We start from the raw sequence: 23,027 nt of genomic DNA, 5'->3' as shown, positions 1-23,027 counted from the left end.
CAAGCCACCCTATCTATGCTACATCCCGTCCAACACATCGTGCCCTCCCAGGTGATCCCGGAGCGGCCTTCCACGGAGACTTTCGACCGTGCTGAACAAGTTCGGCCCCTCGGGCCATGGCGAAGCGCAGGTGCAGTATCTCGACGGCGATTTCCGCGTGATCTCGCCGGGGACCTTCGTGCGCTGCGCGATCACCGATACGCGCATCCCGCTCGACGAGTTGAAATACTGGAGCGTGGACCTGCAGGAAGCCTACGCCACGCCCGCCGCCGTGCTCGAGCGGCATTACCCGGGCGCGCCCAAGCCGCAGGCGTGAGGCCGCAGCCGCGCGTCTATCGCTGCTCCGCGCCATCCGCGCCCACGCAGGTCTTGATGAAACTCTTCCTGGTCTCGCCGACGATCTTCTGATCGATCGCCTGCTTCAGGCAATCGAGCCGCGCCTGCGCCATGCAGAGCTGCATCTGGTCGCGCTTGTCCTGTCCCTTCAGGCTTGCCGTCGTGGAAAGACACGTCACGCGCTTGGTCGCGGGGACCGACACTGTGGCGGTGGACGCCGCCGGCGGTGCCGTCTGTGCAAACACCGGCGCAATGATCAGACCCACAAGACTGGCGGCAACGGCGGCGGACGGCAACTTCATCGCATTCTCCTGAGCGTCTGAAAACGATAGGAGCTTGCGATGAATGGCGCCTGAATGGCAGGCTGCTGTCGATGGGCAAAGCGCAGCTGCCCTGCCGGCATAGCACGAGCGGTGCAGCTTTTTCACGAGGCATGTTCGGACGCATCAGAAATGCTGCTCTCACAGCCGAGATGATTTCCGTTATGCCAATCCGCGTTGCATCGAAGAGTGCTTGCACTCCATGGTTAGTTATTTCGCGTTGTGGTTGGATTCTTTGTTGCGATTGGCGCTCTTAGGTTGTTTGACGAAGTCTTGGTGAAACAAAGCGCCGCTATGCTTCATCTTAGGTAACTGGCCCTGCTCTTTTTATCGCACAGACAATCAAGTCAGCCAAGCGGCCACTGAGCTCTGGAATTGGCGCCGTCTGTGAACGGGCTCATATCGAAGAGCCATCTGTCGGGCTACGATCACCTCGAAAATTTGCGGTGGAATATCTGTAATCGAAAATCAACGATGGGGGTGATCATGCCCACCATATTAGACCTGCTCTATCGTGAATATTGCCGCGCCCGCCTCGCTGAAATGCGGAAACAGCTTCTGATCGCAGCTGAACGCTTTGAAGCTCTCGACGCGCATCATCATCCGGATCAGGGTGACGATGAGAGGACGGACGCACAACGCAAGACCGGTCGCCGCGCGCCGAATTGAAGCGGCCCGAGACCGGCGATCTCTCCCCGTAGCAGTGACCAAGCAGTTGGCAACAGTTTGGGAGGCAGCAATGAATACACCCGAGTACTATACCGCCATGGTGGCCTGCGTCTCGTGCCTGACCATTATCGGATTGATGGCCGTTGGGGCGTGGTGAGCATGATTGACTGCTGAACGCCGCGGACGCAGCACGCACCGGACAGCATGGTTCGTCAACGCAGGCTGGAAGGCCTTCGCCTTGCCTCGGTTGCAGACGTGATTCTTGCTGTGAGATGAGCGTTGCCGCCGCTTCCTTCGACTGCGGCGGCTTCGCTTTAGATCCGTATGTCAGCTTCCGGGCGGAGTATACGAAGAACGCAGCTTCGCCGCGTTCTGGCGGACCTGCTTGATCTCGTCCTGCGTGAACAGCCGCGTCAGTTTCACGTTCTGCAGGGTGCCCGCCGTGACGGTCAGGCCGGAGATGGCCGGAGCCGCACCTGGATCAGGCACATCGAAAATCACCAACACGCCTGGGCCGTCGGCCGCAACGCTGAACATCGAAATCAGCTTTCCGCCGGCCGCTTCGATGAGTTTTCTTGCCGCCTCCTGACGATCGGTCTTGGGGTTCTCCAAAATGGCATTGAGAGCGCGGGGTGTGTATTGTCCGGTGAGGCAAAAATGCATGGCATGTTCCCCTCTGGGTTTTTGGCAATGACTTTCCTGCCATTCCGAACTCGTCGTTACGGCCGCTGCATCTGAAATGATGAAGGTACTGCCCGCCGTGGGCATAAACGCCGTCGATGATTTCCGGGAGTTCGGCACGTCCCGGTGACGGCTCTCATGCGAGGCTACATCAACTCCCGAACGTGCGGAAGGAAATTCATCAGTGCGACATGTCGTCCCGATCAGATCTCGCCCACCTTACGAGATCATCGCCTGGAAAACCGCCGCTCGCGCGCCTTGTAGAGATGATCGCTGATCAATTGCCGAAGCGCAACCGGGTCATCGAACTCGAGCTGCACCGCGAAAGGCACGATGTCATCCGGCACGCCTTCACGGCCGTGCAGGCGAGCAAGATCCTTTTCCGTCGTTACCAATGTTTGCTGCTCGCGCCCCGCCTCCGCAGCGAGGGCTGCGATCTCCTCGTTCGAGAACATGTGATGATCGGCAAAGGCGCGCGTGCGCGCGAGGTCGATGCCGCTGGCGCGCAACGTACGGAAGAACCGTTCGGGATCGCCGATGCCGGCGAACGCGAACACCGGCTTGCCCAACAGTCTTGCGACCGCCTCGGCGTCGGGTTTCAGCCGCGCGCGGAGTTCCGGCTTGTTGCGCCTGGCTAGCTCGGCCGCGACATCGTCGGCGGCGCGGCCGCCGCCGATCACGACCAGCGCGTCGGTGCGCGCGAGCTGCGCCTTCAGCGGCGCACGCAGCGGACCGGCCGGAAACACCTTGCCATTGCCGAGGCCGCGCTCGCTGTCGATCACGATCAGTGAGGTGTCCTTGAGAAGACGCGGGTTCTGGAAACCGTCGTCCATCAGGATCACGGTGGCGCCTTGCGACTTCGCCAGCACGACGCCGTCGAGACGGTCGCGCGCGACCGTGACGGGAACGTCGCGCGCCATCATCAGCGGCTCGTCGCCGACGTCGGACGCGGTGTGACGCGTCCGGTCGACCATCACCGGGCCCTTGAGGCTGCCGCCATAGCCACGGCTGAGCACCACCGGCGTCTCGCCGAGCTCGCGCAGGAGCTTCGTCAGCGCCAGCACGGTCGGCGTCTTGCCGGCGCCGCCGACATGGTAGTTGCCGACGCAGATCACGGGGATGCCGGCGTCGACGCCCTCGCGCAGCATCCGCCGTTCGGTGATCGCGCCGTAGAGCGCACCCAGCGGCCCCAACGCGTACGATTCGAGCGAACGTGGCCGGTACCAGAAGGCCGGCTCACGCATTGGCGGCCCCCATCTCGATCCGCAACTGCAGAAGATAAGGCTCGAGCGCGGTCATGGTGCGGTTGAGTGCGCCGCCGAGATCCTCGACCACGCCGGCGCCCGATTGCTGGATCTTGTGACGCACGGCAGGATCGGCGAGCAGCTGGCCGAGCTGCTTGATGAGCAGCTCCTGCGTGTCGGCCTGGCGCGCACCGCCGCTGTGATCGAGCGCCTCGTAGACGTCGGCGAAATTGAAGACGTGCGGACCATGGACGATGGCCGCGCCGAGCTTGATCGCTTCGATCGGATTCTGGCCACCATGGCGGATCAGCGATCCGCCCATGAACACGATGTCCGAGAGGCGATAGAACAGGCCGAGCTCGCCCATGGTGTCGGCGATATAAACGTCGGTGGTCGCCGTCGGCAGCTCGTCGCGCGAGCGCAGAGCCGGCTTCAGGCCGGACGCCGTGATCAGGCCTGTGATCGAGGAGCCGCGATCCGGATGGCGCGGCACGATCACGGTCAGGAGCTGCGGGAAGAAACCGCTGAGGCTGCGATGCGCCGCCACCAGCATCTCCTCCTCGCCCGGATGGGTCGAGGCCGCGACGATGATCGGACGCCCGCGCGTCATCGCCATCAGCCGTTCGAGCTTGGCAGGATCGGCCGGCGGCGCCGGCACGTCGAGCTTGAGATTGCCCGTGGTGACGACGTCCCGGCCGCCGAGCGCCGAGAAGCGCTCGGCATCGGTCTTCGACTGCGCCAGACAAATGTCGAAACGCGACAGCAGCGCCGAGATGGTGCCCTGCATGCGGCGCCAGCGCGGGAAGGAGCGCGGCGACATCCGCCCGTTGATCAGCACCATCGGCACGCGACGCGCAGCGCCTGCCAGGATCAGGTTCGGCCAGAGATCGGATTCGATGAACAGCGCCAGCGACGGCTTCCAATGGTCGAGGAAGCGCGCGACGTAGCGCGGGGAATCATACGGCACGTATTGATGGATGACGTCGGGCGGAAAGCGCTTTGCGACAATAGCAGCCGACGTGACGGTGCCCGAGGTGAGCAGAATGCGCAGGTTCAGATCGCGCAAGCGCTCGATCAGGGCCGCCGCGGCGAGGACCTCGCCGACGCTGGCGCCGTGAATCCAGACCAGCGGACCGTGCGGTCGCACGTCCCGGGACAGGCCCCGCCGTTCGCCGACGCGCGCGGGATCTTCCTTGCCCTGCTTCAGGCGCCGCTTGATCAGCACAGGCGCGAGCGGCACCAGGCCGCGCGCCAGGCGCCGGTACATCCGCAGCGTCAACGGCAGCGAGCCCGGTAGCGATTTAGGCATCTGCAGGTCCCGGCCGGCCGAGTTGCGCATAGGCGCGGCGGGTCGCCTCGTTCAAGGTCTCCTCCAGCTCGAGCCGCAGCGCTTCCATGGTGGCGGCGTCCGCATCCGGCGGAACGTGGATTTCCTTGATGCCGACCAACGCGCCCCGCCCGAACGGCAGGTTGATGGTGGTGCGGTCCCAGTTCTTGAGCCGGACGAAGCGGCTGGTCGCCATCGCAAAAGGCATGATCGGCCGCCCCGATTCCCGTGCCAGCATGATGATGCCGAGCCCAGCCACGCGCGAGCGCTTGGGGACGTCAGCGGTCAGCGCGACATTACAACCGTCCTCGAGCGTCCGCACCATTTCCTTGAAGGCACCGACCCCGCCTTTGCGGTGAAACGCGCCGCCATGGTCGCCGGAGCCGCGGATGGTGCCGATGCCGAGCCGCTCGGCGGCAATCGCGTTGAACTCGCCGTCGCGGTGACGGGAGATCAGGACCCTGGCCTTGTACCAGTCCTTGTTCTTGATGAAGGGGGTGAGGAAATGCTGGCCGTGCCAAAAGGCGAAGATCGCCGGGATCTGCGGTTCGACGCGGTCATAGACGTCAGGCGGATCGAACGTGAATGTGTTCGTCCGCCAGACCAGACGCAGATATTCGGCCGCCAGGATTCCGACGGCACGCTGAACGAAGCTGCTCCTCAGCGTATTGCGAAGCAGCTTTTTCAACGCGCCGGTTCTTGATTCGGGTCGAGCAGCCGGTGGAGATGGACGATGAAATAGCGCATCTGCGCGTTGTCGACCGTGCTCTGCGCCTTGGCGCGCCAGGCGGCGTGCGCGGTCGCATAGTTCGGATAGAGGCCAACGATCTCAACGTCGTCGAGGTTCTTGAAGGTGTTGTGCTCGAGATCGACGAGCTCGCCGCCGACGACGAGGTGGAGCAGTTGTTGCGGGGCACTATCTGGCATCGGTTCTGTTCCTAACGGGCTGCCCGGCAAAGCAGTGTTCGACAAGCACGAGAAAGCGCTTCACGGCAAGGGGCGGTTTCGAAAATGCGAGACAATGTTCGCATGACGATCGCGACCCGCTGCCACCAGCACCCCATGCGTGACTTGCCGGCGGTTATAGAGGATGGGATCTCCGGAGAGATCGCTCATCCTACCATCGGCTTCCTGCACGATCAAATCCGCCGCCGCAAGGTCCCAATCATGACTGTTGCCGCCCGCAAAAGCCGCATCCAGCGCGCCATGAGCGACCCGGCACAGACGCAGCGCGAGCGAACCGATTCGCGGATGCAGCTTGATCTCGCCCAGTGACGGCTTCAGGCGCTCGACCAGGGGCTTCGGACCCGCGACCCGCGAGAAGTCAAGCTCGGATCCCGACGTCGCCCGCACCGGCACCTCGTTGAGGGTCGTGCCCTGGCCGCGGGCGGCGAAAAAGAACTCTTCGCTCGTCGGCGCGAACACCGCGGCCAGCACTGGCGAGGCATCCTCGACCAGCGCCACGCTGACGCACCATTCGTCATGGCCATTGAGATAGTTGCGGGTGCCGTCGATGGGATCGACGATCCAGGTCATCCGCCGCGACAGCCGCACCTCGTCGTCGGCGCTCTCCTCCGACAGCCAGCCATAGTCGGGCGTCGCCGCGCGCAGGCGCGCTTCCAGGAGATCGTTGACGGCAATGTCGGCTTCCGAGACCGGCGAGGACGCGCCCTTGGTCCACTTCTTCAGCTCGGTGCGGAACATCGACTGCGCGAGTGCGCCCGCCTCCCGCACCGTCTCTTGCAGCAGCGCCGCGTCGCGCGTCAGGATGGCTTCGCCGGTTGCGTTCGCGTCAACGTCCGCCAAGCGTCAAACCCTCGATGCGCACCGTCGGCGCATTGACGCCGTAGCGGAACTCGAGATTGTTCGCCGGCTGCATCGACCTGAAGATCTCGAACAGATGGCCGGCGATCGTCACCTCGCTCACGGGATAAGTGAGTTCGCCGTTCTCAATCCAGAAGCCGGAGGCGCCGCGGCTGTAATCGCCGGTGACGCCGTTGACGCCCGAGCCGATCAAATCGGTGACGTAGAACCCCTGCTTGATGTCGGAGATCAGCTCGGCCGGCGTCGGCGTGCCGGGTTCAAGATGCAGATTGTACGGGCCGGGTGACGGCGAGGAGGACACGCCGCGGTGGGCATGGCCGGTGGTGGTGAGGCCGAGCTCACGCGCGGTCGCGCAATCGAGCAGCCAGGTCGTCAGCACGCCTTCGTCGATCAGCGCGATCTTCTTCACGGCGACGCCTTCGGCGTCGAACGTCTGCGAGCGCAGGCCGCGTTTGCGCAGCGGATCGTCGATGATGCGGATGTTGTTGGCGAACAGCTGCTGGCCGAGCTTGTCCTTCAGGAAGCTGGTCTTGCGCGCGATCGAAGCGCCATTGATGGCGCCGACGACGTGACCGACCAGCGAGCCCGCGACGCGCGGATCGAACACCACAGGCACCTTGCAGGTCTCGACCTTGCGCGGATTGAAGCGCGCCACGGTGCGCTCGCCCGCGGAACGGCCGACGATCTCCGGTGACAAGAGGTCTACACCATGCGGCGCCGAGGTGAAGTCGTAGTCGCGCTCCATGCCGGTGCCGTCACCGACAATGGCGGTGGCGGAGATGCCCTGGCTGGACCGCAGATAAGAACCGTGGAAGCCGGTGCTGGTGACGAGCACCATGCCGCCCATGCCGGCGGAGGCCGAGGCGCCGCCGGATTTGGTCACGCCCTTCACACCAAGCGCCGCAGCCTCGGCTTCGAGCGCGCGACGCTCGAGTTCCGAGGTCGCGGGCACGTCAGGGTCGAGCAGATCGAGATCGGGGAAGTCGCGCGCGAGCAGTGCCGGATCGGCAAGGCCGACATATTTGTCGTCGGGCGCGACGCGCGCCATCGCAACCGCTCGCTCGGCAAGCTTGGTCACGGCATCGCCGCTGGTATCATTGGTCGAGACCACCGCCTGACGGCGGCCGACCAGCACGCGCAGGCCGACATCGTCGCCCTCGGACCGTTCGGATTCCTCGACGCGGCCGTCGCGGACCTCGACGCCTTGCGAGACGCCACGCACGGCGACTGCATCGGCCGCATCCGCGCCGGCGCGCCTTGCAGCCTCCACCAGCCGCTGCGCGAGATCGGAGAGCGCAGACTGGTCGAACAGGTCGCGGCTGGCTGTGGACGAATCCTTGGGCGAAAGCGTCGAGCTTGGTGAAGGGTTCACAAACGAAATCCTGTTGGGGCGGGCTGCGGGACCGGAACCCACAGATGTGCCCTGATCGCGCGGACTTCAAGCATTTTCAGCCCACCAAAAGCTCAGATTCGCACCTTGCGCGCAACGTCTCGTCAATCATGCGCGCCAAGGTCTTGTCAATCATGCGCGGCGGTGAGGTTGGATTAACCAGCCTTTTTAAGCGGTTTCGGAAAGGCTCGCGCTAAGGTCCTCGCATCGACCGGGAACATAATCCTGGCGGGGAGAACTAAAGCCGTGAGGCGTCAAACAGCAACAAGCGGGATCGCTCCCGCCGGGTCGAGCCGCTCCCTGCGGCTCGACCCCCTTTCCCTTCCGGTCCGCTTCGATGCGCATGATCCGCGCGCCGACGGATATGTACGGCAGATCGAGCTTCATCGCGAACGTGTCGTGCTGCACCGTGCCGTCCGCGGCATGCGGATGGCAATCAATGTTCGCGTCAGCGACTTCACCGGCGTCGCGCTGCGCGGCAACGACGAGGCCCAGACCCTCGTCCTCGTTCATCGCGATCCCTCGCTCTCCATTCCGCTGCTGGTCAGCGCCGACGGCGACGAACTCGTTGAGGCCTGGGCAATCTGGAGCGAGCTGTTCGCACTTCCGCAGCTCGACGAAGGCGCACGCCAGCCCGCGCCGCGCCGTCGCCGCGCCAACCCGATTCGCGATCGCCGTCCGAAATTTCTGATGCGCCGCCGCACCGGTGTCGCACGGGAGTTGTCGGTGCATCGCGATGAGCGCGAGATCATCGCCCGGAGTTAAGCCGTCCGCATCACCGCGTCGGCCAGCAAACCCGCAAACAACAACAGCCCAGCGTCGCGGTTCGAGTAGAACAGGCGCTTGCAGAGATCGCCATCGCTGATATTCAGCCGCCCGATCTGCGAGGCCAGATGCACGGCGAAGGCCCCAAGTCCGAGCCAGGCCGGCCAGCGCGCATCGCCCGACGCCAGCGCCACGCCGATCAGCAGCACCGCGAGGCCGTAGAACAGTATCAGCGCCTGGTGCGTATGCGCACCGAACAGGCGCGCGGTGGACTTGATGCCGATCAGCGCATCGTCCTCGGCGTCCTGATGCGCGTAGATCGTGTCGTAGCCGATCACCCAGGAGATCGCGCCGGCATAGAGCACGAGCGCGGTGACATCGATCCGCCCGAAGGTGACGGCAAATCCCATCAGGGCGCCCCAGGAGAACGCGAGCCCGAGCACGATCTGCGGCCACCAGGTGATGCGCTTCATGAACGGGTAGATCGCGACGATCAGCAGCGAGGCAATGCCGGTCAGGATCGCGAAGCGGTTGAACTGCAGCAACACCACGAGCCCGATCAGCGCCTGCGCGACCATGAACGCCAGCGCCTGCTTCGCGCTCACCTGGCCGGAGGGCAGCGGCCGCGAGCGGGTGCGCTCGACCTTGTCGTCGAGGTCACGGTCGGTGATGTCGTTCCAGGTACAGCCTGCCCCCCGCATGACGAAGGCGCCGATGAAGAACAGGACGATGGTGAGCGGCAGGCCGCGGACGTCATGGGCCATGCCGGCGGCGAGCGCCGCCGACCACCAGCACGGCATCAACAGGAGCCAGGAGCCGATCGGACGATCGAAGCGGGACAAGCGCAGATAAGGCCGCGCCCATTGCGGCGCACGCGTATCGACCCAGTTGCCGGTGGAATCGGCAACTCGGGCTGACGTGTCGCTCATCGCGTCAGGACGTTGCCGTTGAGTGTGTCGAAGGTGCTGCCGCCCTTCTTACCGGCATTGGCCTCGGGCGGCGAGCCCGAACCCAGCACTTCGCTCAGCGACGGACCGGCCGGTCCGCGCGGCTGGTTCTGCATCTGCTGCGCAACATTGCAGACCTTCGCCGCCATGGCCTCGGTGTTCTTGTGGCCGTCCTTCATCTGCGCGCCGACCTGCGCCGGAATCCCGCACTTCGAGGCGTTGGCCTCGATGTACTTGATCATCTTGGTCTCAGCCTGGCTGAAGTTGCGGATCAGCTTGCAGGCCTCGTCAGGCGGGGCGTGACGGTCGCTCGCGGCCTTGATCAGCTTGCCGCGTTTTTCGGCATCTTCGCGCAGAGGCATGAACGCCTTCATGCAGTCCTCGCCGGGACCGGCTTGCGTCGGCGGGGCCGCGCTGAAGGCGCCGGCGCCACCGACAGGAGCGGCGCCATTCACGGGGAAGGAGGATTGCGGCGCGCCGCCGACGGAGGCGACGGGCGCCGAGCCATTGACGGGCGGGAAGGCGGAACTGGTTGGGGCTTGGCCCGGCAGCGGCGCGGGGAAGCCCTGCGCATAGGCACCAACGGCGCCCATCGTGACCATGGCGGCAGTGATCGGAACCATCAAATGACGGATCATCAAGGCAGTCTCTCCGGCAGGAGCTTGCGGGGTTCGGCGTCTTCCCAATTGAAGCGCAACCACCGTGCTCGCGATTTTACGATTCCCGCCGGCCCTTAACAACCCGTTGAATAGGGCGGGAGCGCGGCGCGCCGACGCACCATTTTGGCAAAATTTACCCCGAAAGGACTGCTTTCGGTTAAGAACGGCGGCAAATCGGACCTTTGACGATGCCTTCCCACGATTTCCGCGGCCCCCGCCTGTTCGTCGACGCCCCGCTTGCCCAGGACGGCAGGGTCGAGCTCGACCGCGACCAGAGCAATTATCTCGGCAATGTGCTGCGGCTTGCCGCCGGGGCCGAGGTTTTGGCGTTCAACGGCCGCGACGGCGAGTGGCAGGCCGCCATTGAAGGCCGCAAGCGGCCGGACGGTCTCGTCATCCTCCAGCAGACCCGGCCGCAGGACCGGCTGCCCGACCTCGCCTACATCTTCGCTCCGCTCAAGCATGCCCGGCTCGACTACATGGTGCAGAAGGCCATCGAGATGGGCGCCGCCAGCCTGCAGCCGGTTCTGACCCGATTCACCCAGGCCTCACGCGTCAATACCGAGCGGATGCGCGCCAATGTCGTCGAGGCGGCCGAGCAATGCGGCATTCTCAGCATCGCCACCGTTGCCGAGCCGGTGCCGCTGGAGCGCTTCTTGACCCAGCGCGCCGCTGGCAGGCTGCTGATCTTCTGCGACGAGGCGGCGGAGCTCGAAAACCCCATTCGGAGCTTGCAAGCCGCACGCGCCGGGGAGGGAATCGACGTGCTGATCGGACCCGAAGGCGGCTTTGCCGAGGAAGAGCGGGTCCTGCTGCTGCGGCAGCCGAAAATCCTGCGGCTGGCGCTCGGACCCCGCATCATGCGGGCCGACACCGCCGCGGTGGCCGCGCTGGCGCTGGTTCAGGCGGTGCTGGGCGACTGGGGTGGCGAACGCGGCTAAGGCACGTTGCTATTCGCCTCGTAGCGATCGGTTCAGGGTCTCCGAAGGCAACTCTCCGAAAGCCTCTCTGTAGCTCCCTGCGAATTCGCTGAGATGCCAGAAACCATGCGCAAGCGCGCACGACTTCACACTCCGGCCTGCTCGGCCGGTGCGCAGTTGCTTGCGTACCGACCAGAGGCGCAAGACCCGGCTATAGCGATGTGGGCTCATGCCGCAGATGGCCCGTGTCGCACTCTGGAGAGTCCGGACCGACACGCCCGCCTGTTCCGCCAGTTCGGTGGTCTTGTGCCAGATCATCAGATCGCGCCGAATCAGTTTTTCCATATCAGCCACGATCCGCCGATAATGCTCGGTGGTGGACGACGCAGGTGCGCTTGCGACACTGGACCAGATCGCCGCATCCATCGTGCTGAGCAGTGATCGTTCGACAATCGTTTGCGAAGCCGGCTCGTTCAGGAAGTCCGGGTCATTTGCCGCGGTTTCAAGCGAGATCGAGATCAGACGGCGCAGCGAGGCAAGCACGTCCGGCGCCGGATTCAGCAAATGGCATCCATCGCTCAATTCAGGCAATGGCTCCCGCCCGGATGGACTGAAGTAGACCACCGCCAGCAGACGCCCCTCCGGCTCATGCACCAAGCAATCTGAACCGCCTTTTAGAATGACAACAGAACCGCCGATCGATTGCCCGTTGATGCGGGCAGAGGTCACGTGATCCATCGGTACCACCACTGCGGCAGCATTGGTGAGCTGATAGCCGCGAATGATCCGGGGGAAGGTTTTCAACAGCGACAGGGTCAGGGTCGGCAAGGTGAGCCGGGCACGCATGATCGCGGTCGTCCCGACAGACAACGGCATGCTCGATGCGCCGGCGTATTTCTCGGTCTCACCGAAATGATCGATGTCATACGATTTGAGCTCGAGCGCCGAGGATGGCTTGAGATCCTGGAACGACATCAAGCGATCCGCCGCTATCTTTTGCATTGCCTCGCGAGCAGGGACTAGACGGCTTTGATCCATGTTCTGCTGCTTACCTGACCTTCTTCGTAGAGACGGCGACTTTAGCGCGACGCAAACCACCCGGCCCTCTGGCCCCGGCGCGCCGCAGGTCGCGGGGCATTGAGAATGGCACGAACGATCAGAAGGTCGAGTGGATCTAAGTCGTAGTGCCGGAACATCTCGCTAATCAAAACAGCATATAGGCCAGCGTGTGTCGCGCGACCGTTCGGATTACATCTGTGCGTTGTCGCATGAATCGGAAACCAACTTTCGCATGGTAAACCAAGGCTCTGCGAACGGATCGTCCGCCCTACCCAAATTGAGCATGAGACCAGTGGACATCCTCAACCGGGCCAAGCAGTTCGCGGATGAGGTTACATGCGAGGGCCGAGCTTTCCGCCCAGGCGGCCCATTCCTTCGTGAAAGCGGCCCGGAGACCTGCCTGGCCGAAATGAATGAGGGTGAGGCGTCCAACCTAACTGGGTCGGCCGCAGCGCGATCGATCGGTATTATATTACCTAGCTTGGCGACGATACCTGATTTGGGCTTCGCATCCTCTGCTGACGGCGCGTCGCTCCGGTTAAGCGATTGATCCTTTGGAGGTCGAAACCGCTTTCGGGCCATGCTAAGGCCTGCGGCAATTCGTTCCCTGCTTGCCCTGCCCGGTTCCACCGGGACGATGGACCCCAAGATGACCGCGACTGCCACCTCAAACGCTGCCGGCTCCGCCGCCTGGGCGGACACGCTGCTGCTGTCGTTCGGCCAGGCCGGCTATGTCAGGGCCGAGCCCGCCATCCTGCAGCCGGCCGAACCGTTCCTGGATCTCTCCGGCGAGGACATCCGCAAGAGCCTGTACCTGACCACGGACCTCTCCGGCGATGAGCTCTGCCTGCGCCCGGACCTGACCATACCGGTGGCCCGCGATTACCTCAGCTCTGGCCGTGCCGGCCAGCCGGCCGGGTTCAGTTATCTCGGCCCGGTGTTCCGCTACCGCAACGGCCAGAGCAGCGAATTCCTGCAGGCCGGCATCGAGTCGTTCGGCCGCCAGGACCGCGCCGCGGCCGATGCCGAGATGCTGGCGCTGGCGCTGGAGGCGACCGCCGCCTTCGGCGTTCGCGACGTCGAGATCCGCACCGGCGACGTGGCGCTGTTCAACGCGCTGCTCGACGCGCTCGACCTCTATCCGGTCTGGCGCCGCCGCTTGGTCAAGGATTTCAACCGCAAGATCAGCCTGGAGCAGGATCTGGAACGGCTGGCAGCCGCGACCACAGCGACCCGCAGCGAATATGAGGGCGTGCTCGCGGCGCTCGCCGGCTCCGACCGCAAGGCAGCACTCGCTTTCGTCACCGATCTGATGTCGATCGCCGGCACCACCAATGTCGGCGGCCGCACCACGGCCGAGATTGCCGACCGCTTCCTCGAGCAGTCGACGCTGAAGGGCGGCGCGCTGCCGCGCGAAGCCATCGCCGTGCTCAAGCGTTTCCTGTCGATATCGGGTAACCCCGATGACGCCGTGGCCGAGCTGCGCGCGCTCACCAATGATGCGAAGCTCGACCTCAGTGCTGCGATCGACCAGTTTGAAAGCCGGGTCGGCTTCATGGCGGCGCGCGGCATCGATGTGAAGGGGACGCGGTTTTCGACCGCGTTCGGGCGCGGGCTCGACTACTACACCGGCTTCGAATTCGAGCTGCATCACCGCGGCAACGGCGCCGAGCCGCTGGTTGCCGGCGGCCGCTATGACGGGCTGATGACCCAGCTTGGATCGGCCGAGCCGATCCCCGCGGTCGGTTTCTCGGTCTGGGTGGATGCGCTGACCCGGATCGGCCGCAAGGTGGGAGCTTAAGTCATGAGCGCGCCATTCGTTCTGGCCGTTCCCTCCAAGGGTCGCCTTCAGGAAAACACCGAGGCCTTCTTCGCCCGCGCCGGGCTCAAGCTGTCGAAGGCGGGCGGCGCCCGCGACTATCGCGGCACGCTCGCGGGCCTCGACAATGTCGAAGTCGCCTATCTCTCGGCGAGCGAGATCGCCTCGCAACTGTCCCGCGGCTCGGCGCATCTCGGCGTCACCGGCGAGGATCTGGTGCGCGAGACCATCGCGGACGCCGACAAGCGCGTCTCCCTGATCGAAGGCCTCGGCTTCGGTTATGCCGACGTCGTCGTCGCGGTGCCGCAGGCGTGGATCGACGTCCGCACCATGGCCGACCTCGACGACGTCACCACCGGCTTCCGCGAGCAGCATCACATGCGGATGCGGGTCGCGACCAAGTTCATCAATCTCACCCGCGCCTTCTTCCAGAGCCAAGGCATCACCGATTACCGCATCGTCGAAAGCACGGGCGCGACCGAAGGCGCACCGGCCGCCGGCAGCGCCGAGTTGATCGTCGATATCACCACGACCGGCGCGACGCTCGCCGCCAACGGATTGCGGGTGCTCGACGACGGCGTGATCCTGCGCAGCCAGGCCAATCTGGTCGCCTCAAGGGACGCCGATTGGTCGCCGCAAGCGCGGGAGACCGCGCGAATCATCCTCGATCACATCGCGGCGCGGGCGCGGGCCAACAAATACCGCGAAGTCCGCACCCGCTTCCGCCAGTGCGACGCGGCCATGCTCACCGAGGCCCACGAGCGCTTCGGCGTCGAAGCCCCGTTCGGCGGACCGACCTCGTCAGGCATGCTCACGCTGCACTGCCCGCCGGGCCAGCTCTATGCACTCGCGAGCTTCCTGCGCGGGCATGGCGCCGAGACCGTCTCGGTGGTTTCGCTGGATTACGTGTTCGACCGGGAGAACCCGCTGTTCGCCAGGCTCGAGGCGTTCCTGCGGCAGTGAGCCCAAAGTTTGTTGAGCAATTCCGTTCAGCGTAGCGACAGCAAACGGCAGCTACCATATGCTGTTGAGATGACCTTGAACGCCTCTGGAACCTTGATCGATGACGCTGGGCTCTGACGTTTCCGGCATGACGACCAACGCGGCAAGCGCCGCCGCGAAGGGGCTGTCGATTGTCGTCCCGCTCTACAACGAAGCCGCGGGCCTCGCCGCCCTGCACCAGCGCATCTGCGATCTCGCAAAGACCTTGCGGGAGCGCTATCGCTTGGCTTGCGAGGTCGTCTATGTCGATGACGGCAGCGCGGACGCGACGCTGTCGATCGCCCGCTCGCTGCCGGCCGACGCGGTCGACGTCCAGGTGGTGTCGCTGTCGCGCAATTTCGGCAAGGAGGCCGCGCTGATGGCCGGCCTCGACCATGCCCGGCTCGGCGCGGTGCTGTTCATGGACGGCGACGGCCAGCATCCGCCGTCGCTGGTCGAGCGACTGGTGCGGCACTGGATCGAGGACGGCTACGACGTCGTCTATACCGCCAAGGCGCATCGCGACAACGAGCCCTTCCTGCGGCGGCTCGCCGGACGCGGCTTCTATGCGCTGATCAATTGGGGCGCGCGCCAGAAGATTCCCGAAGACGCCGGCGACTTCCGCCTGCTGTCGCCGCGCGCGGTCGCAGCACTGAGGCAGCTGCCCGAGCGCAACCGCTTCTTCAAGGGCCTCGCGAGCTGGATCGGCTTCCGCCAGATCCGCGTCGATTACGAGCCCGCGCCGCGCACCCATGGCGTGACGACCTTCAGCGCCGCACGCCTGCTTGGTCTTTCGATCGAAGGCGTCACCTCGTTCTCGGTGGCGCCGCTGCGCTTCGCCAGCCTGCTCGGCGTGATCCTCGCCGGCGGAGCGTTCCTGTTCGGTCTGTCGATCCTCTGGGAGGTCTTGACCACCGGCAAGCAGGTGCCCGGCTATCCCTCACTCGTGATCGGCCTGATGACGATCGGCGGCGTGCAGCTCATCATGATCGGCATCGTCGGCGAATATATCGGCAAGATCCTCTCCGAGCTGAAGGCGCGCCCGATCTACTTCGTCGCCGAGCACAGTGAAAAGCATTTCGAAACCGAGAAGGCCCAGGACGCTTCAAGCTTGGACGCCGCGAAGAGGACGGCGGCCGAATGAGCGCGGCCGCGCCGCTGCGGCGGATCTGGCTCTGCGCCGACGATTACGGCATCAGCCCGGGCGTCAATCGCGCCATCCGCGACCTGATCGAACGCGGCCGTCTCAACGCTACCTCGGTGATGATGGTGGGACCTGCGGTCGAGCGCAGCGAGATCGAGGCGCTCCAGGCGGCAGCGCAAGCGAGCCCACGCTGCGCGATCGGATTGCACGTGACGTTGTCGGCACCGTTCCGGCCGCTCACCATGCATTTCCGTCCGCTCGACGGCGACATGTTTCTCCCGTTTCCGAAGCTGCTGCGCGCGGGTCTTGCCCGAAGGCTCGACCGCGAGTTCTTTCGCAACGAGGTCAAGGCGCAGCTGGCAGCCTTCGCGAAAGCGTTCGGACGCGCGCCTGACTTCGTCGACGGCCATCAGCATGTGCAGCTCTACCCGCAGGTGCGCGACGGCTTTGTCGATGCGGTGAGCGAAGTCGCGCCAAAAGCCTGGGTGCGCCAGGGCGGCCGCGACCTGCCGCTGATGCAGCGGCTGGCCTCACCGAAAGCCATGGTGCTCGACATTCTCAGCGCGCAATTCCGCCGCCGTGCCGGCAGCGCGGGCCTCAGCTTCAATCCCGGCTTCGCCGGCGCCTATGATTTCACGCAGGCGGCCGATTTCGGCGAGCTGATGCGGCAATTTCTCGAAGGCCTGCCGGATGGCGGCCTCGTGATGTGTCATCCCGGCTTCGTCGACGAAATTCTCACCGGGCTCGACCCGATGACGGATGTCCGCGAACGCGAGCACGCCTATCTCGCCGGCGATGCCTTTGCGCGCCTGCTGACGGACAGCGGCGTCACGCTGGGGTAAAACCGGCGAAGTTTGCGAGAAAGCCGCCCCGCGGGGCAGCTTGTCGCATACCGAAATTTAATCCAGCCGGCACTGTTGGGGCCACAATGGAACCCTACATCTGCCTCGCGCTTGTTTTGCGCGAGGGAGACTGACCATGACGCCGCAGGAACGCCAGCTCGTCGACGAGCTTTTCGACCGGCTTTCGAAACTGGAAAATGCACCGCGCGATCCCGACGCGATCGCCGCGATCTCCGACGGCCTGCGCAAGGCGCCCGGCGCCATCTATGCGCTGGTGCAGACCGTGCTGTTGCAGGACGAGGCGTTGAAGCGTGCTCACAATCGCATCCAGGAGCTGGAGGCGGCGCAGGCGCCCGAGCAGGCGCAGTCCGGCGGTTTCCTGGACACCATGCGCGACACGCTATTCGGCGGGGGTCCGTCGCGCGGCTCGGTTCCGAACGTACCGCCGCGTGACTCGCGGCCGGTCTGGAACAGCGGCCAGGCGATGCAGCAGCCACAGCCGGGCTATGGCCAACCACCGTACGGACAGGCCTACGGCCAAGGACCGGGTCAGGGCTATGGTGCGCCGCCGATCGGCGGTGGCGGTGGCTCGTTCCTCGGCACGGCGGCGGCCGCCGCGGCCGGCGTCGTCGGCGGCTCGCTGCTGCTCTCCAGCATCCGCGGCATGATGGGCGGATCGCATCAGCAGGCCTTCGGCGACACCAATGCTCTGGGCGATCGCAGCCCCTGGACCGGCAGCGATCAGTCCGGCGGCTCGCTCGCGCGCGATGCCGGCCTCGATGACATCGGCTCGAACCGCGGTGATGCTTCCCGGCAGGGCTTCGCCGACCACGCTTCGAACGACGACCAGAATTACAACGATCAGAACGACAATGACGGCGGCAATGTCGACCTCGCCGACGACGGCGATTTCGGCGGCGGCGACGATGGCGGCAGCGATTACGCCTGACGCTTCTTATCCTTGCTCCAAACGAGAACGGCCGCCGATGAGGCGGCCGTTTTTGGTTCCGAGCGCTATGCGCCTACATCACCACGACCTTGGTGCCGACGTTGACGCGGCCGTAGAGATCGATGACGTCCTCGTTGCGCATGCGAATGCAGCCCGAGGAGACGTTGGTACCGATGGTCCAAGGCTCGTTGGAGCCGTGGATACGGTAGAGCGTCGAGCCGAGATACATCGCGCGCGCACCGAGCGGATTTTCGGGGCCGCCTTCCATATGCCTCGGCAGGTCAGGACGGCGCGCGATCATTTCCGCCGGCGGCGTCCAGGCCGGCCATTCGCGCTTGGCCGTGATCGACTTCACGCCGGACCAGGTGAAGCCGGGGCGGCCGACGCCGATACCGTAGCGCATCGCGCGGCCGTTGCCCTCGACGAGGTAGAGGAATTTGTTCGGCGTATCGACCACGATCGTGCCGGCGCTTTCGTTGCCGCTATAGTCAACGAGTTGTTTCTCGAATCTCGGGTCAAACTGACGCTGCCGCGGATCGACCGCCTCCTGCTGGAGACTTGCGCCCTGCATCTGCGGTTCGCCCATCGGCGGCAGGCGGCGCTGGTCATAATAACCTGGCTGCTGCTGATACACCGGCTGCTGCGGAGCGTAGGCCGGACCGCGACCGGGCCCGTCGCCAAATATGAACTCGATGAAGCCACCGCCCATGTTGGAGGCGACGCGCACGGGCGCAGGCGGCACCTGCGGCTGGTACAGCACCGCGGGCGGATCGTTCGGCACGCTATTGTCGAAGGCGCTGGCGCTGTTGACGCCGGCAATGAAGGTGCAAGCGCTGCCAAGCAGCGCAACAGACATTTTCTTGAACATCGACGTACTCTGTACTGTTTCGTCTAGATCACATGCGTCGTGGCGAGGTGATGGCTGATCCGCATCCGCGACGTGGTCAATAAAGAGCAAAAGCCGTTTTGTTTGGTAAACGGAAACGCCATTTCGATTCACCACATCGTCGGCAACGGCGCAATTTGGCGATCAGCGTTTATTTTCGATGAACGCCGTGCACGCATGGTTAATCGCCCGTTTGCACGCCGTCGCGCGCAGCCGCACGACAGTTCCGGCTGTGAACTTCGTGTTAAATCGCTTCTGCCTACAAAGACGCGTGAGTGAGGTGGGGGGAGTTCTTGATGGCTATTCACCGCAAACGTTTTCGTGTCGAGGAGGCTATTGTCGGCGAGATGCCCAGCCCCGAAATGATTGAGGAGGCTGCGCCGATGCATAGCGAGATCATGGCCGAGCTGCGTGCGATCCGCACGCAGATGGCGAAGGGCACCGCGCCGTTGTCCGGCAGCGCCGCCATGGCGGCGATCGACGCCTCCACCGCCCACGAGCTCTCCGAAGCCCGTACCATGCTCGATACTTACCGGGCGCAGATCGAGCAGTGCGAGAAGCTGAAGGTCGAGCTCGACCTCATCCACGACGCCATCGACCGCACCAAGCGCGAGATCGCGACACTGCATGGCAAGAGCTTCGACGGCGGCGAAATGGCCAAGGTCAATGGCGAGCTCGGCGCGGTCGTCGGCGGCACCGAACAGGCGACCCAGCAGATCCTCGAAGCCGCCGAGTCGATCGACCAGGCGGCCAGCGCGATGGCCAAGGTGCAATCGGCCGATCAGCAGAAGCGGCTCGCCGACGATATCCAGGAACGCGTCATCTCGATCTTCGAAGCCTGCAACTTCCAGGACCTGACCGGCCAGCGCATCAGCAAGGTCATGAGCACGATGAAGTTCATCGAGCAGCACATCAATTCCATGATGGAAATCTGGGGCGGTGTCGACGCGATCAAGTCTCACGTCGTGCCGCAGGTCGACACTCGCAGCGATGACGACAAGCTTCTCAACGGCCCGAAGCTCGCCGGCGACGTCGGCCACGCCTCGCAGGACGACATCGACGCGCTGTTCGACTGAACGGACGCGACGCTCTGAATAACGAACGCCGGCGCAAGCCGGCGTTTTTTTGTTGTCTATCGTCCCCTGCTGTCATCGTCCGCGCAGGCGGACGATCCAGTATTCCAGAGACGGCAATGATTGAGCCGAGAAGCTGCGGCGTACTGGATGCCCCGCCTGCCGCCTACGCTAAAGCTTCGGCGCCCCTGGACCTCAACCCCGGCGAAGCCTTGGCGTAGCCGGGTCGCGGGGCATGACGAAGGATAGAGACTACGCCCTCGGCGCGCAGCGGACGTAGACCATGTTGCCGTAGCGGGTGGCGGCGTCCTTGTCGATGAAGCGGGTGATGAGGACGCGGCCGTCGAAGGAGACGATTTCGCGGTCCTGCTCGCCGGGCGTCGGACCCGCCGGCCCAATATAATTCTTGCCGCTGGGCGAACCCTTCAGCCGCAGTTCCTGCGGTGTTGCCTGGTCCGCCAGATGCATGATCACGCCGCCGGAGGAGCCGGCGGTGATCACGTAAGGATTTTTGCATTGGGCCCGGGCGGCAGCCTCGGTGCGGGCGCGGTCGGCCGGGTTCTGGAATGAGGCGAGGCCCCAGCGCCCGACGATCTCGTCGGCGCGGATCGACGCGGGCATTTCCGGACCGGTGCCGGGCTCGGCCTCGGGGGGCGGTGAGGACGAAGAAAAGGACGGCAGGCTCATGCCGCCGCCGCAGGCACCAAGCAGCAGCGCCAGGCAAGAAGCCGCCGCCAGATTGGCGACCGTGCGCGCGTGAGCTGAACTGATCATGGCATTCCCCCGGACAAAACCATGGCCGCACCCCTTACGCAGCCAAGCGCAAAACCGCTGCCGGAGCAATGACGTCCTTTAATACGCCGGCACCCCGAACAAGTTTCCAATGTCACCATCCTATATCCGTCTCACCAATCGCTTAACCACCTTTGCTTGACAGGATCGCGGCCAAGCCATATTCCCGGGCGCACCATTAGCACTCTGAAAGATGGATTGCTAACGCGCGCCGATCGATCCTCGGGAAGGGTGGACGGAAGCGCCGCCCGCCCACTTCCTCTCCTTCCGAAGCGAGCCTCCAAAGGGAAACGTCATGACTAAATCCAAATTTCGTCCGCTGCATGACCGTGTCGTGGTCAAACGTATCGACGCCGAGTCAAAGACCAAGGGCGGCATCATCATTCCGGACACGGCCAAGGAAAAGCCGTCCCGGGGCGAAGTCGTCGCCGTCGGCCCCGGTGGCCGCGACGAGGCCGGCAAGCTGATCCCGATCGACCTCAAGGTCGGCGACCGTGTGCTGTTTGGCAAGTGGTCGGGCACCGAGGTCAAGATCGACAACGATGAGCTCCTGATCATGAAGGAGTCGGACATTATGGGCGTGATGGCCTAAGGCCAGACGCCTGAACGGCCGCTGAATGCATGCCCGGGTCACTCGATCCGGGCATGCATCATTCCGCCGGGTTCGATCGCGGACCCCGGAATGAGGCGACCCAATAAGCAAGACACATCACGAAAAAAGAAGAGGAATTGCAGACCATGGCTGCCAAAGACGTCAAGTTTTCCGGAGACGCGCGCGAACGCATGCTGCGCGGCGTCGATATTCTCGCCAACGCCGTCAAGGTGACGCTCGGCCCGAAAGGCCGCAACGTGCTCATCGAGAAGTCGTTCGGCGCGCCCCGCATCACCAAGGACGGCGTCACCGTCGCCAAGGAGATCGAGCTAGAGGACAAGTTCGAGAACATGGGCGCCCAGATGGTGCGTGAGGTCGCCTCCAAGACCAACGACCTCGCCGGCGACGGCACCACCACCGCGACCGTGCTGGCCCAGTCCATCGTCCGCGAAGGCGCCAAGTCGGTTGCCGCCGGCATGAACCCGATGGACCTCAAGCGCGGCATCGACATCGCGGTCGCGGCCGTCGTCAAGGACATCGAGAAGCGCGCCAAGCCGGTCGCCGCCTCCTCCGAGGTTGCCCAGGTCGGCACCATCTCGGCCAACGGCGACGCCGCCATCGGCAAGATGATCGCGCAGGCGATGCAGAAGGTCGGCAACGAGGGCGTCATCACCGTCGAGGAGAACAAGTCACTCGACACCGAGGTGGACATCGTCGAGGGCATGAAGTTCGACCGCGGCTATCTCAGCCCCTACTTCGTCACCAACCCCGAGAAGATGACGGCCGAACTCGAGGACGCTTACATCCTCCTGCACGAGAAGAAGCTGTCCGGCCTGCAGGCCATGCTGCCCGTGCTGGAAGCCGTGGTGCAGTCGGGCAAGCCGCTCGTCATCATCGCCGAGGACGTCGAGGGCGAGGCGCTGGCCACCCTGGTCGTCAACCGCCTCCGTGGCGGCCTGAAGGTCGCCGCCGTCAAGGCGCCGGGCTTCGGCGACCGCCGCAAGGCCATGCTCGAGGACCTCGCGATCCTCACCGGCGGCCAGCTGATCTCCGAAGACCTCGGCATGAAGCTCGAGAGCGTCACGGTGAAGATGCTTGGGCGCGCGGGCAAGGTTGTGATCGACAAGGAGAACACCACGATCGTCAAGGGCGCCGGCAAGAAGCCGGAGATCGAGGCCCGCGTCGGCCAGATCAAGGCCCAGATCGAGGAAACCACCTCGGATTACGACCGTGAGAAGCTCCAGGAGCGCCTCGCCAAGCTCGCAGGCGGCGTCGCGGTGATCCGCGTCGGCGGTGCCACCGAGATCGAGGTCAAGGAGAAGAAGGACCGCGTCGAGGATGCGCTCAACGCCACGCGCGCCGCGGTGCAGGAAGGCATCGTACCCGGCGGCGGCGTCGCGCTGCTCCGCGCCAAGAAGGCGGTCGGCCGTCTGACCAACGCCAATGCCGACGTCCAGGCCGGCATCAACATTGTGCTGAAGGCGCTGGAAGCCCCGATCCGCCAAATCTCCGAGAACGCGGGCGTGGAAGGCTCGATCGTCGTCGGCAAGATCCTGGAGAACAGGTCCGAGACCTTCGGCTTCGACGCCCAGACCGAGGAGTATGTCGACATGGTCGAGAAGGGCATCATCGACCCCGCCAAGGTGGTGCGCACCGCACTCCAGGACGCCGCCTCGATCGCCGGCCTGCTGGTGACCACCGAGGCCATGGTCGCGGAGTCGCCGAAGAAGGAAGCCGCTTCCGGCATGCCGGCCGGTGGCGGTATGGGCGGCTTCTAAGCCGTCCGTTCCATTGCAGTGTTGCGAAGG

Annotated in this window: 25 protein-coding genes; 12 read left to right on the top strand and 13 right to left on the bottom strand. The window is 64.7% G+C overall.

What is annotated here, in order from left to right; all coding sequences use genetic code 11:
* Positions 1–88: 88 nt before the first annotated feature.
* Complete coding sequence (locus tag IVB13_RS27405; protein WP_007596922.1) at positions 89–316, top strand: DUF2093 domain-containing protein; 228 nt, start codon at positions 89–91, stop codon at positions 314–316.
* Positions 317–332: 16 nt separating this feature from the next.
* Here the strand turns inward: IVB13_RS27405 and IVB13_RS27400 are convergent, their stop codons facing one another.
* Positions 333–638: a hypothetical protein gene (locus IVB13_RS27400; protein ID WP_247490939.1), complete on the bottom strand. Its 306-nt coding sequence runs from the start codon at positions 636–638 to the stop codon at positions 333–335.
* A gap of 492 nt (positions 639–1,130) precedes the next feature.
* On the opposite strand from IVB13_RS27400, the gene IVB13_RS27395 reads away from it, so the two are divergent.
* Complete coding sequence (locus IVB13_RS27395; protein WP_083926320.1) at positions 1,131–1,325, top strand: hypothetical protein; 195 nt, start codon at positions 1,131–1,133, stop codon at positions 1,323–1,325.
* Positions 1,326–1,652: 327 nt separating this feature from the next.
* Here IVB13_RS27395 and IVB13_RS27390 read toward each other — a convergent pair whose 3' ends face one another.
* The 7 genes from IVB13_RS27390 to IVB13_RS27360 form a co-directional block, all read right to left on the bottom strand.
* Entirely contained in the window at positions 1,653–2,093 is a 441-nt protein-coding gene (locus IVB13_RS27390; RefSeq protein WP_247490937.1) for a GYD domain-containing protein, read from the bottom strand.
* A gap of 140 nt (positions 2,094–2,233) precedes the next feature.
* Positions 2,234–3,250: a tetraacyldisaccharide 4'-kinase gene (gene lpxK, locus IVB13_RS27385; protein WP_247490934.1), complete on the bottom strand. Its 1,017-nt coding sequence runs from the start codon at positions 3,248–3,250 to the stop codon at positions 2,234–2,236.
* Positions 3,243–4,589 (bottom strand): 3-deoxy-D-manno-octulosonic acid transferase, encoded by a 1,347-nt coding sequence (locus IVB13_RS27380; RefSeq protein WP_018453450.1) that lies wholly within the window; start codon positions 4,587–4,589, stop codon positions 3,243–3,245. The genes lpxK and IVB13_RS27380 overlap by 8 nt, the downstream gene beginning before the upstream one ends.
* Positions 4,552–5,265 (bottom strand): lysophospholipid acyltransferase family protein, encoded by a 714-nt coding sequence (locus IVB13_RS27375; RefSeq protein WP_018453449.1) that lies wholly within the window; start codon positions 5,263–5,265, stop codon positions 4,552–4,554. The genes IVB13_RS27380 and IVB13_RS27375 overlap by 38 nt, the downstream gene beginning before the upstream one ends.
* The gene (locus IVB13_RS27370) at positions 5,262–5,504 is read right to left on the bottom strand and encodes a DUF4170 domain-containing protein (RefSeq protein ID WP_007596929.1); all 243 of its coding nucleotides are present in this window, start codon (positions 5,502–5,504) and stop codon (positions 5,262–5,264) included. The genes IVB13_RS27375 and IVB13_RS27370 overlap by 4 nt, the downstream gene beginning before the upstream one ends.
* A gap of 60 nt (positions 5,505–5,564) precedes the next feature.
* Positions 5,565–6,383, bottom strand: coding sequence for a 3'(2'),5'-bisphosphate nucleotidase CysQ (locus IVB13_RS27365; protein WP_018453448.1), 819 nt, complete (start codon positions 6,381–6,383; stop codon positions 5,565–5,567).
* Complete coding sequence (locus IVB13_RS27360) at positions 6,370–7,773, bottom strand: TldD/PmbA family protein (protein ID WP_247490932.1); 1,404 nt, start codon at positions 7,771–7,773, stop codon at positions 6,370–6,372. Before IVB13_RS27360 ends, IVB13_RS27365 begins: the two co-directional genes overlap by 14 nt.
* A gap of 264 nt (positions 7,774–8,037) precedes the next feature.
* Here IVB13_RS27360 and IVB13_RS27355 point away from each other — a divergent pair, with 264 nt between their 5' ends.
* Positions 8,038–8,556: a DUF6101 family protein gene (locus tag IVB13_RS27355; RefSeq protein ID WP_018453446.1), complete on the top strand. Its 519-nt coding sequence runs from the start codon at positions 8,038–8,040 to the stop codon at positions 8,554–8,556.
* Here the strand turns inward: IVB13_RS27355 and ubiA are convergent.
* Positions 8,553–9,485 (bottom strand): 4-hydroxybenzoate octaprenyltransferase, encoded by a 933-nt coding sequence (gene ubiA / locus IVB13_RS27350; protein WP_018453445.1) that lies wholly within the window; start codon positions 9,483–9,485, stop codon positions 8,553–8,555. The two genes, IVB13_RS27355 and ubiA, sit on opposite strands and share 4 nt — an antisense overlap.
* A complete protein-coding gene (locus IVB13_RS27345; protein ID WP_085350104.1) occupies positions 9,482–10,141 on the bottom strand; it encodes a hypothetical protein in 660 nt (219 codons plus the stop codon). Before IVB13_RS27345 ends, ubiA begins: the two co-directional genes overlap by 4 nt.
* A 209-nt stretch (positions 10,142–10,350) precedes the next feature.
* Between IVB13_RS27345 and IVB13_RS27340 the strand changes: the two genes are divergently transcribed.
* Positions 10,351–11,103, top strand: coding sequence for a 16S rRNA (uracil(1498)-N(3))-methyltransferase (locus IVB13_RS27340; RefSeq protein WP_018453443.1), 753 nt, complete (start codon positions 10,351–10,353; stop codon positions 11,101–11,103).
* A gap of 9 nt (positions 11,104–11,112) precedes the next feature.
* Here the strand turns inward: IVB13_RS27340 and IVB13_RS27335 are convergent, their stop codons facing one another.
* Complete coding sequence (locus tag IVB13_RS27335; protein WP_247490930.1) at positions 11,113–12,057, bottom strand: helix-turn-helix domain-containing protein; 945 nt, start codon at positions 12,055–12,057, stop codon at positions 11,113–11,115.
* A gap of 733 nt (positions 12,058–12,790) precedes the next feature.
* Between IVB13_RS27335 and IVB13_RS27330 the strand changes: the two genes are divergently transcribed.
* The 5 genes from IVB13_RS27330 to IVB13_RS27310 all read left to right on the top strand — a co-directional run bounded on the left by IVB13_RS27330 (position 12,791) and on the right by IVB13_RS27310 (position 17,876).
* The gene (locus tag IVB13_RS27330) at positions 12,791–13,942 is read left to right on the top strand and encodes an ATP phosphoribosyltransferase regulatory subunit (RefSeq protein ID WP_204512398.1); all 1,152 of its coding nucleotides are present in this window, start codon (positions 12,791–12,793) and stop codon (positions 13,940–13,942) included.
* Positions 13,943–13,945: 3 nt separating this feature from the next.
* Positions 13,946–14,923, top strand: coding sequence for an ATP phosphoribosyltransferase (gene hisG / locus IVB13_RS27325; RefSeq protein ID WP_018453440.1), 978 nt, complete (start codon positions 13,946–13,948; stop codon positions 14,921–14,923).
* Between the two features lie 100 nt (positions 14,924–15,023).
* Positions 15,024–16,085, top strand: coding sequence for a glycosyltransferase family 2 protein (locus IVB13_RS27320; protein WP_204512399.1), 1,062 nt, complete (start codon positions 15,024–15,026; stop codon positions 16,083–16,085).
* Entirely contained in the window at positions 16,082–16,927 is an 846-nt protein-coding gene (locus IVB13_RS27315) for a ChbG/HpnK family deacetylase (protein ID WP_247490928.1), read from the top strand. The genes IVB13_RS27320 and IVB13_RS27315 overlap by 4 nt, the downstream gene beginning before the upstream one ends.
* A gap of 136 nt (positions 16,928–17,063) precedes the next feature.
* Complete coding sequence (locus tag IVB13_RS27310; RefSeq protein ID WP_018453437.1) at positions 17,064–17,876, top strand: DUF2076 domain-containing protein; 813 nt, start codon at positions 17,064–17,066, stop codon at positions 17,874–17,876.
* A gap of 73 nt (positions 17,877–17,949) precedes the next feature.
* Here IVB13_RS27310 and IVB13_RS27305 read toward each other — a convergent pair whose 3' ends face one another.
* Positions 17,950–18,744, bottom strand: a complete 795-nt coding sequence (locus IVB13_RS27305; protein ID WP_085385433.1) for a L,D-transpeptidase — start codon at positions 18,742–18,744, stop codon at positions 17,950–17,952.
* A gap of 314 nt (positions 18,745–19,058) precedes the next feature.
* Here IVB13_RS27305 and IVB13_RS27300 point away from each other — a divergent pair, with 314 nt between their 5' ends.
* On the top strand, positions 19,059–19,838 hold the full coding sequence (locus IVB13_RS27300) for a protein phosphatase CheZ (protein ID WP_018453435.1): 780 nt from the start codon (positions 19,059–19,061) through the stop codon (positions 19,836–19,838).
* A gap of 249 nt (positions 19,839–20,087) precedes the next feature.
* On the opposite strand, the gene IVB13_RS27295 is transcribed toward IVB13_RS27300, so the two are convergent.
* On the bottom strand, positions 20,088–20,609 hold the full coding sequence (locus IVB13_RS27295) for a hypothetical protein (RefSeq protein WP_007596953.1): 522 nt from the start codon (positions 20,607–20,609) through the stop codon (positions 20,088–20,090).
* A gap of 313 nt (positions 20,610–20,922) precedes the next feature.
* On the opposite strand from IVB13_RS27295, the gene IVB13_RS27290 reads away from it, so the two are divergent.
* Positions 20,923–21,219 carry a co-chaperone GroES gene (locus IVB13_RS27290; RefSeq protein ID WP_247490927.1) on the top strand — a complete coding sequence of 99 codons (297 nt, stop codon included), beginning with the start codon at positions 20,923–20,925 and terminating at the stop codon, positions 21,217–21,219.
* Positions 21,220–21,365: 146 nt separating this feature from the next.
* The gene (gene groL / locus IVB13_RS27285; RefSeq protein WP_085350111.1) at positions 21,366–22,997 is read left to right on the top strand and encodes a chaperonin GroEL; all 1,632 of its coding nucleotides are present in this window, start codon (positions 21,366–21,368) and stop codon (positions 22,995–22,997) included.
* The last annotated feature ends 30 nt before the right edge of the window (positions 22,998–23,027 follow it).

Origin of the sequence: Bradyrhizobium sp. 17, assembly GCF_023073515.1 — a bacterium.
In the GTDB taxonomy this organism is placed as follows: domain Bacteria; phylum Pseudomonadota; class Alphaproteobacteria; order Rhizobiales; family Xanthobacteraceae; genus Bradyrhizobium; species Bradyrhizobium canariense_D.
Note: the sequence above shows the minus strand (reverse complement) of the source record. Positions and strands in the feature narration are given on the sequence as shown.

Excerpts from the sequence above, each read along its gene's own strand:
- IVB13_RS27395 (WP_083926320.1), top strand. The coding sequence starts at position 1,131 with ATGGGGGTGATCATGCCCACCATATTAGACCTGCTCTATCGTGAATAT.
- IVB13_RS27290 (WP_247490927.1), top strand. The coding sequence starts at position 20,923 with ATGACTAAATCCAAATTTCGTCCGCTGCATGACCGTGTCGTGGTCAAA.
- IVB13_RS27335 (WP_247490930.1), bottom strand. The coding sequence starts at position 12,057 with ATGTCGTTCCAGGATCTCAAGCCATCCTCGGCGCTCGAGCTCAAATCG.
- IVB13_RS27305 (WP_085385433.1), bottom strand. The coding sequence starts at position 18,744 with ATGTTCAAGAAAATGTCTGTTGCGCTGCTTGGCAGCGCTTGCACCTTC.
- groL (WP_085350111.1), top strand. The coding sequence starts at position 21,366 with ATGGCTGCCAAAGACGTCAAGTTTTCCGGAGACGCGCGCGAACGCATG.
- IVB13_RS27345 (WP_085350104.1), bottom strand. The coding sequence starts at position 10,141 with ATGATCCGTCATTTGATGGTTCCGATCACTGCCGCCATGGTCACGATG.
- IVB13_RS27340 (WP_018453443.1), top strand. The coding sequence starts at position 10,351 with ATGCCTTCCCACGATTTCCGCGGCCCCCGCCTGTTCGTCGACGCCCCG.
- IVB13_RS27295 (WP_007596953.1), bottom strand. The coding sequence starts at position 20,609 with ATGATCAGTTCAGCTCACGCGCGCACGGTCGCCAATCTGGCGGCGGCT.
- IVB13_RS27400 (WP_247490939.1), bottom strand. The coding sequence starts at position 638 with ATGAAGTTGCCGTCCGCCGCCGTTGCCGCCAGTCTTGTGGGTCTGATC.
- ubiA (WP_018453445.1), bottom strand. The coding sequence starts at position 9,485 with ATGAGCGACACGTCAGCCCGAGTTGCCGATTCCACCGGCAACTGGGTC.
- IVB13_RS27390 (WP_247490937.1), bottom strand. The coding sequence starts at position 2,093 with ATGCCCACGGCGGGCAGTACCTTCATCATTTCAGATGCAGCGGCCGTA.
- IVB13_RS27315 (WP_247490928.1), top strand. The coding sequence starts at position 16,082 with ATGAGCGCGGCCGCGCCGCTGCGGCGGATCTGGCTCTGCGCCGACGAT.
- lpxK (WP_247490934.1), bottom strand. The coding sequence starts at position 3,250 with ATGCGTGAGCCGGCCTTCTGGTACCGGCCACGTTCGCTCGAATCGTAC.
- IVB13_RS27380 (WP_018453450.1), bottom strand. The coding sequence starts at position 4,589 with ATGCGCAACTCGGCCGGCCGGGACCTGCAGATGCCTAAATCGCTACCG.
- IVB13_RS27330 (WP_204512398.1), top strand. The coding sequence starts at position 12,791 with ATGACCGCGACTGCCACCTCAAACGCTGCCGGCTCCGCCGCCTGGGCG.
- IVB13_RS27370 (WP_007596929.1), bottom strand. The coding sequence starts at position 5,504 with ATGCCAGATAGTGCCCCGCAACAACTGCTCCACCTCGTCGTCGGCGGC.
- IVB13_RS27310 (WP_018453437.1), top strand. The coding sequence starts at position 17,064 with ATGACGCCGCAGGAACGCCAGCTCGTCGACGAGCTTTTCGACCGGCTT.
- IVB13_RS27300 (WP_018453435.1), top strand. The coding sequence starts at position 19,059 with ATGGCTATTCACCGCAAACGTTTTCGTGTCGAGGAGGCTATTGTCGGC.
- hisG (WP_018453440.1), top strand. The coding sequence starts at position 13,946 with ATGAGCGCGCCATTCGTTCTGGCCGTTCCCTCCAAGGGTCGCCTTCAG.
- IVB13_RS27320 (WP_204512399.1), top strand. The coding sequence starts at position 15,024 with ATGACGCTGGGCTCTGACGTTTCCGGCATGACGACCAACGCGGCAAGC.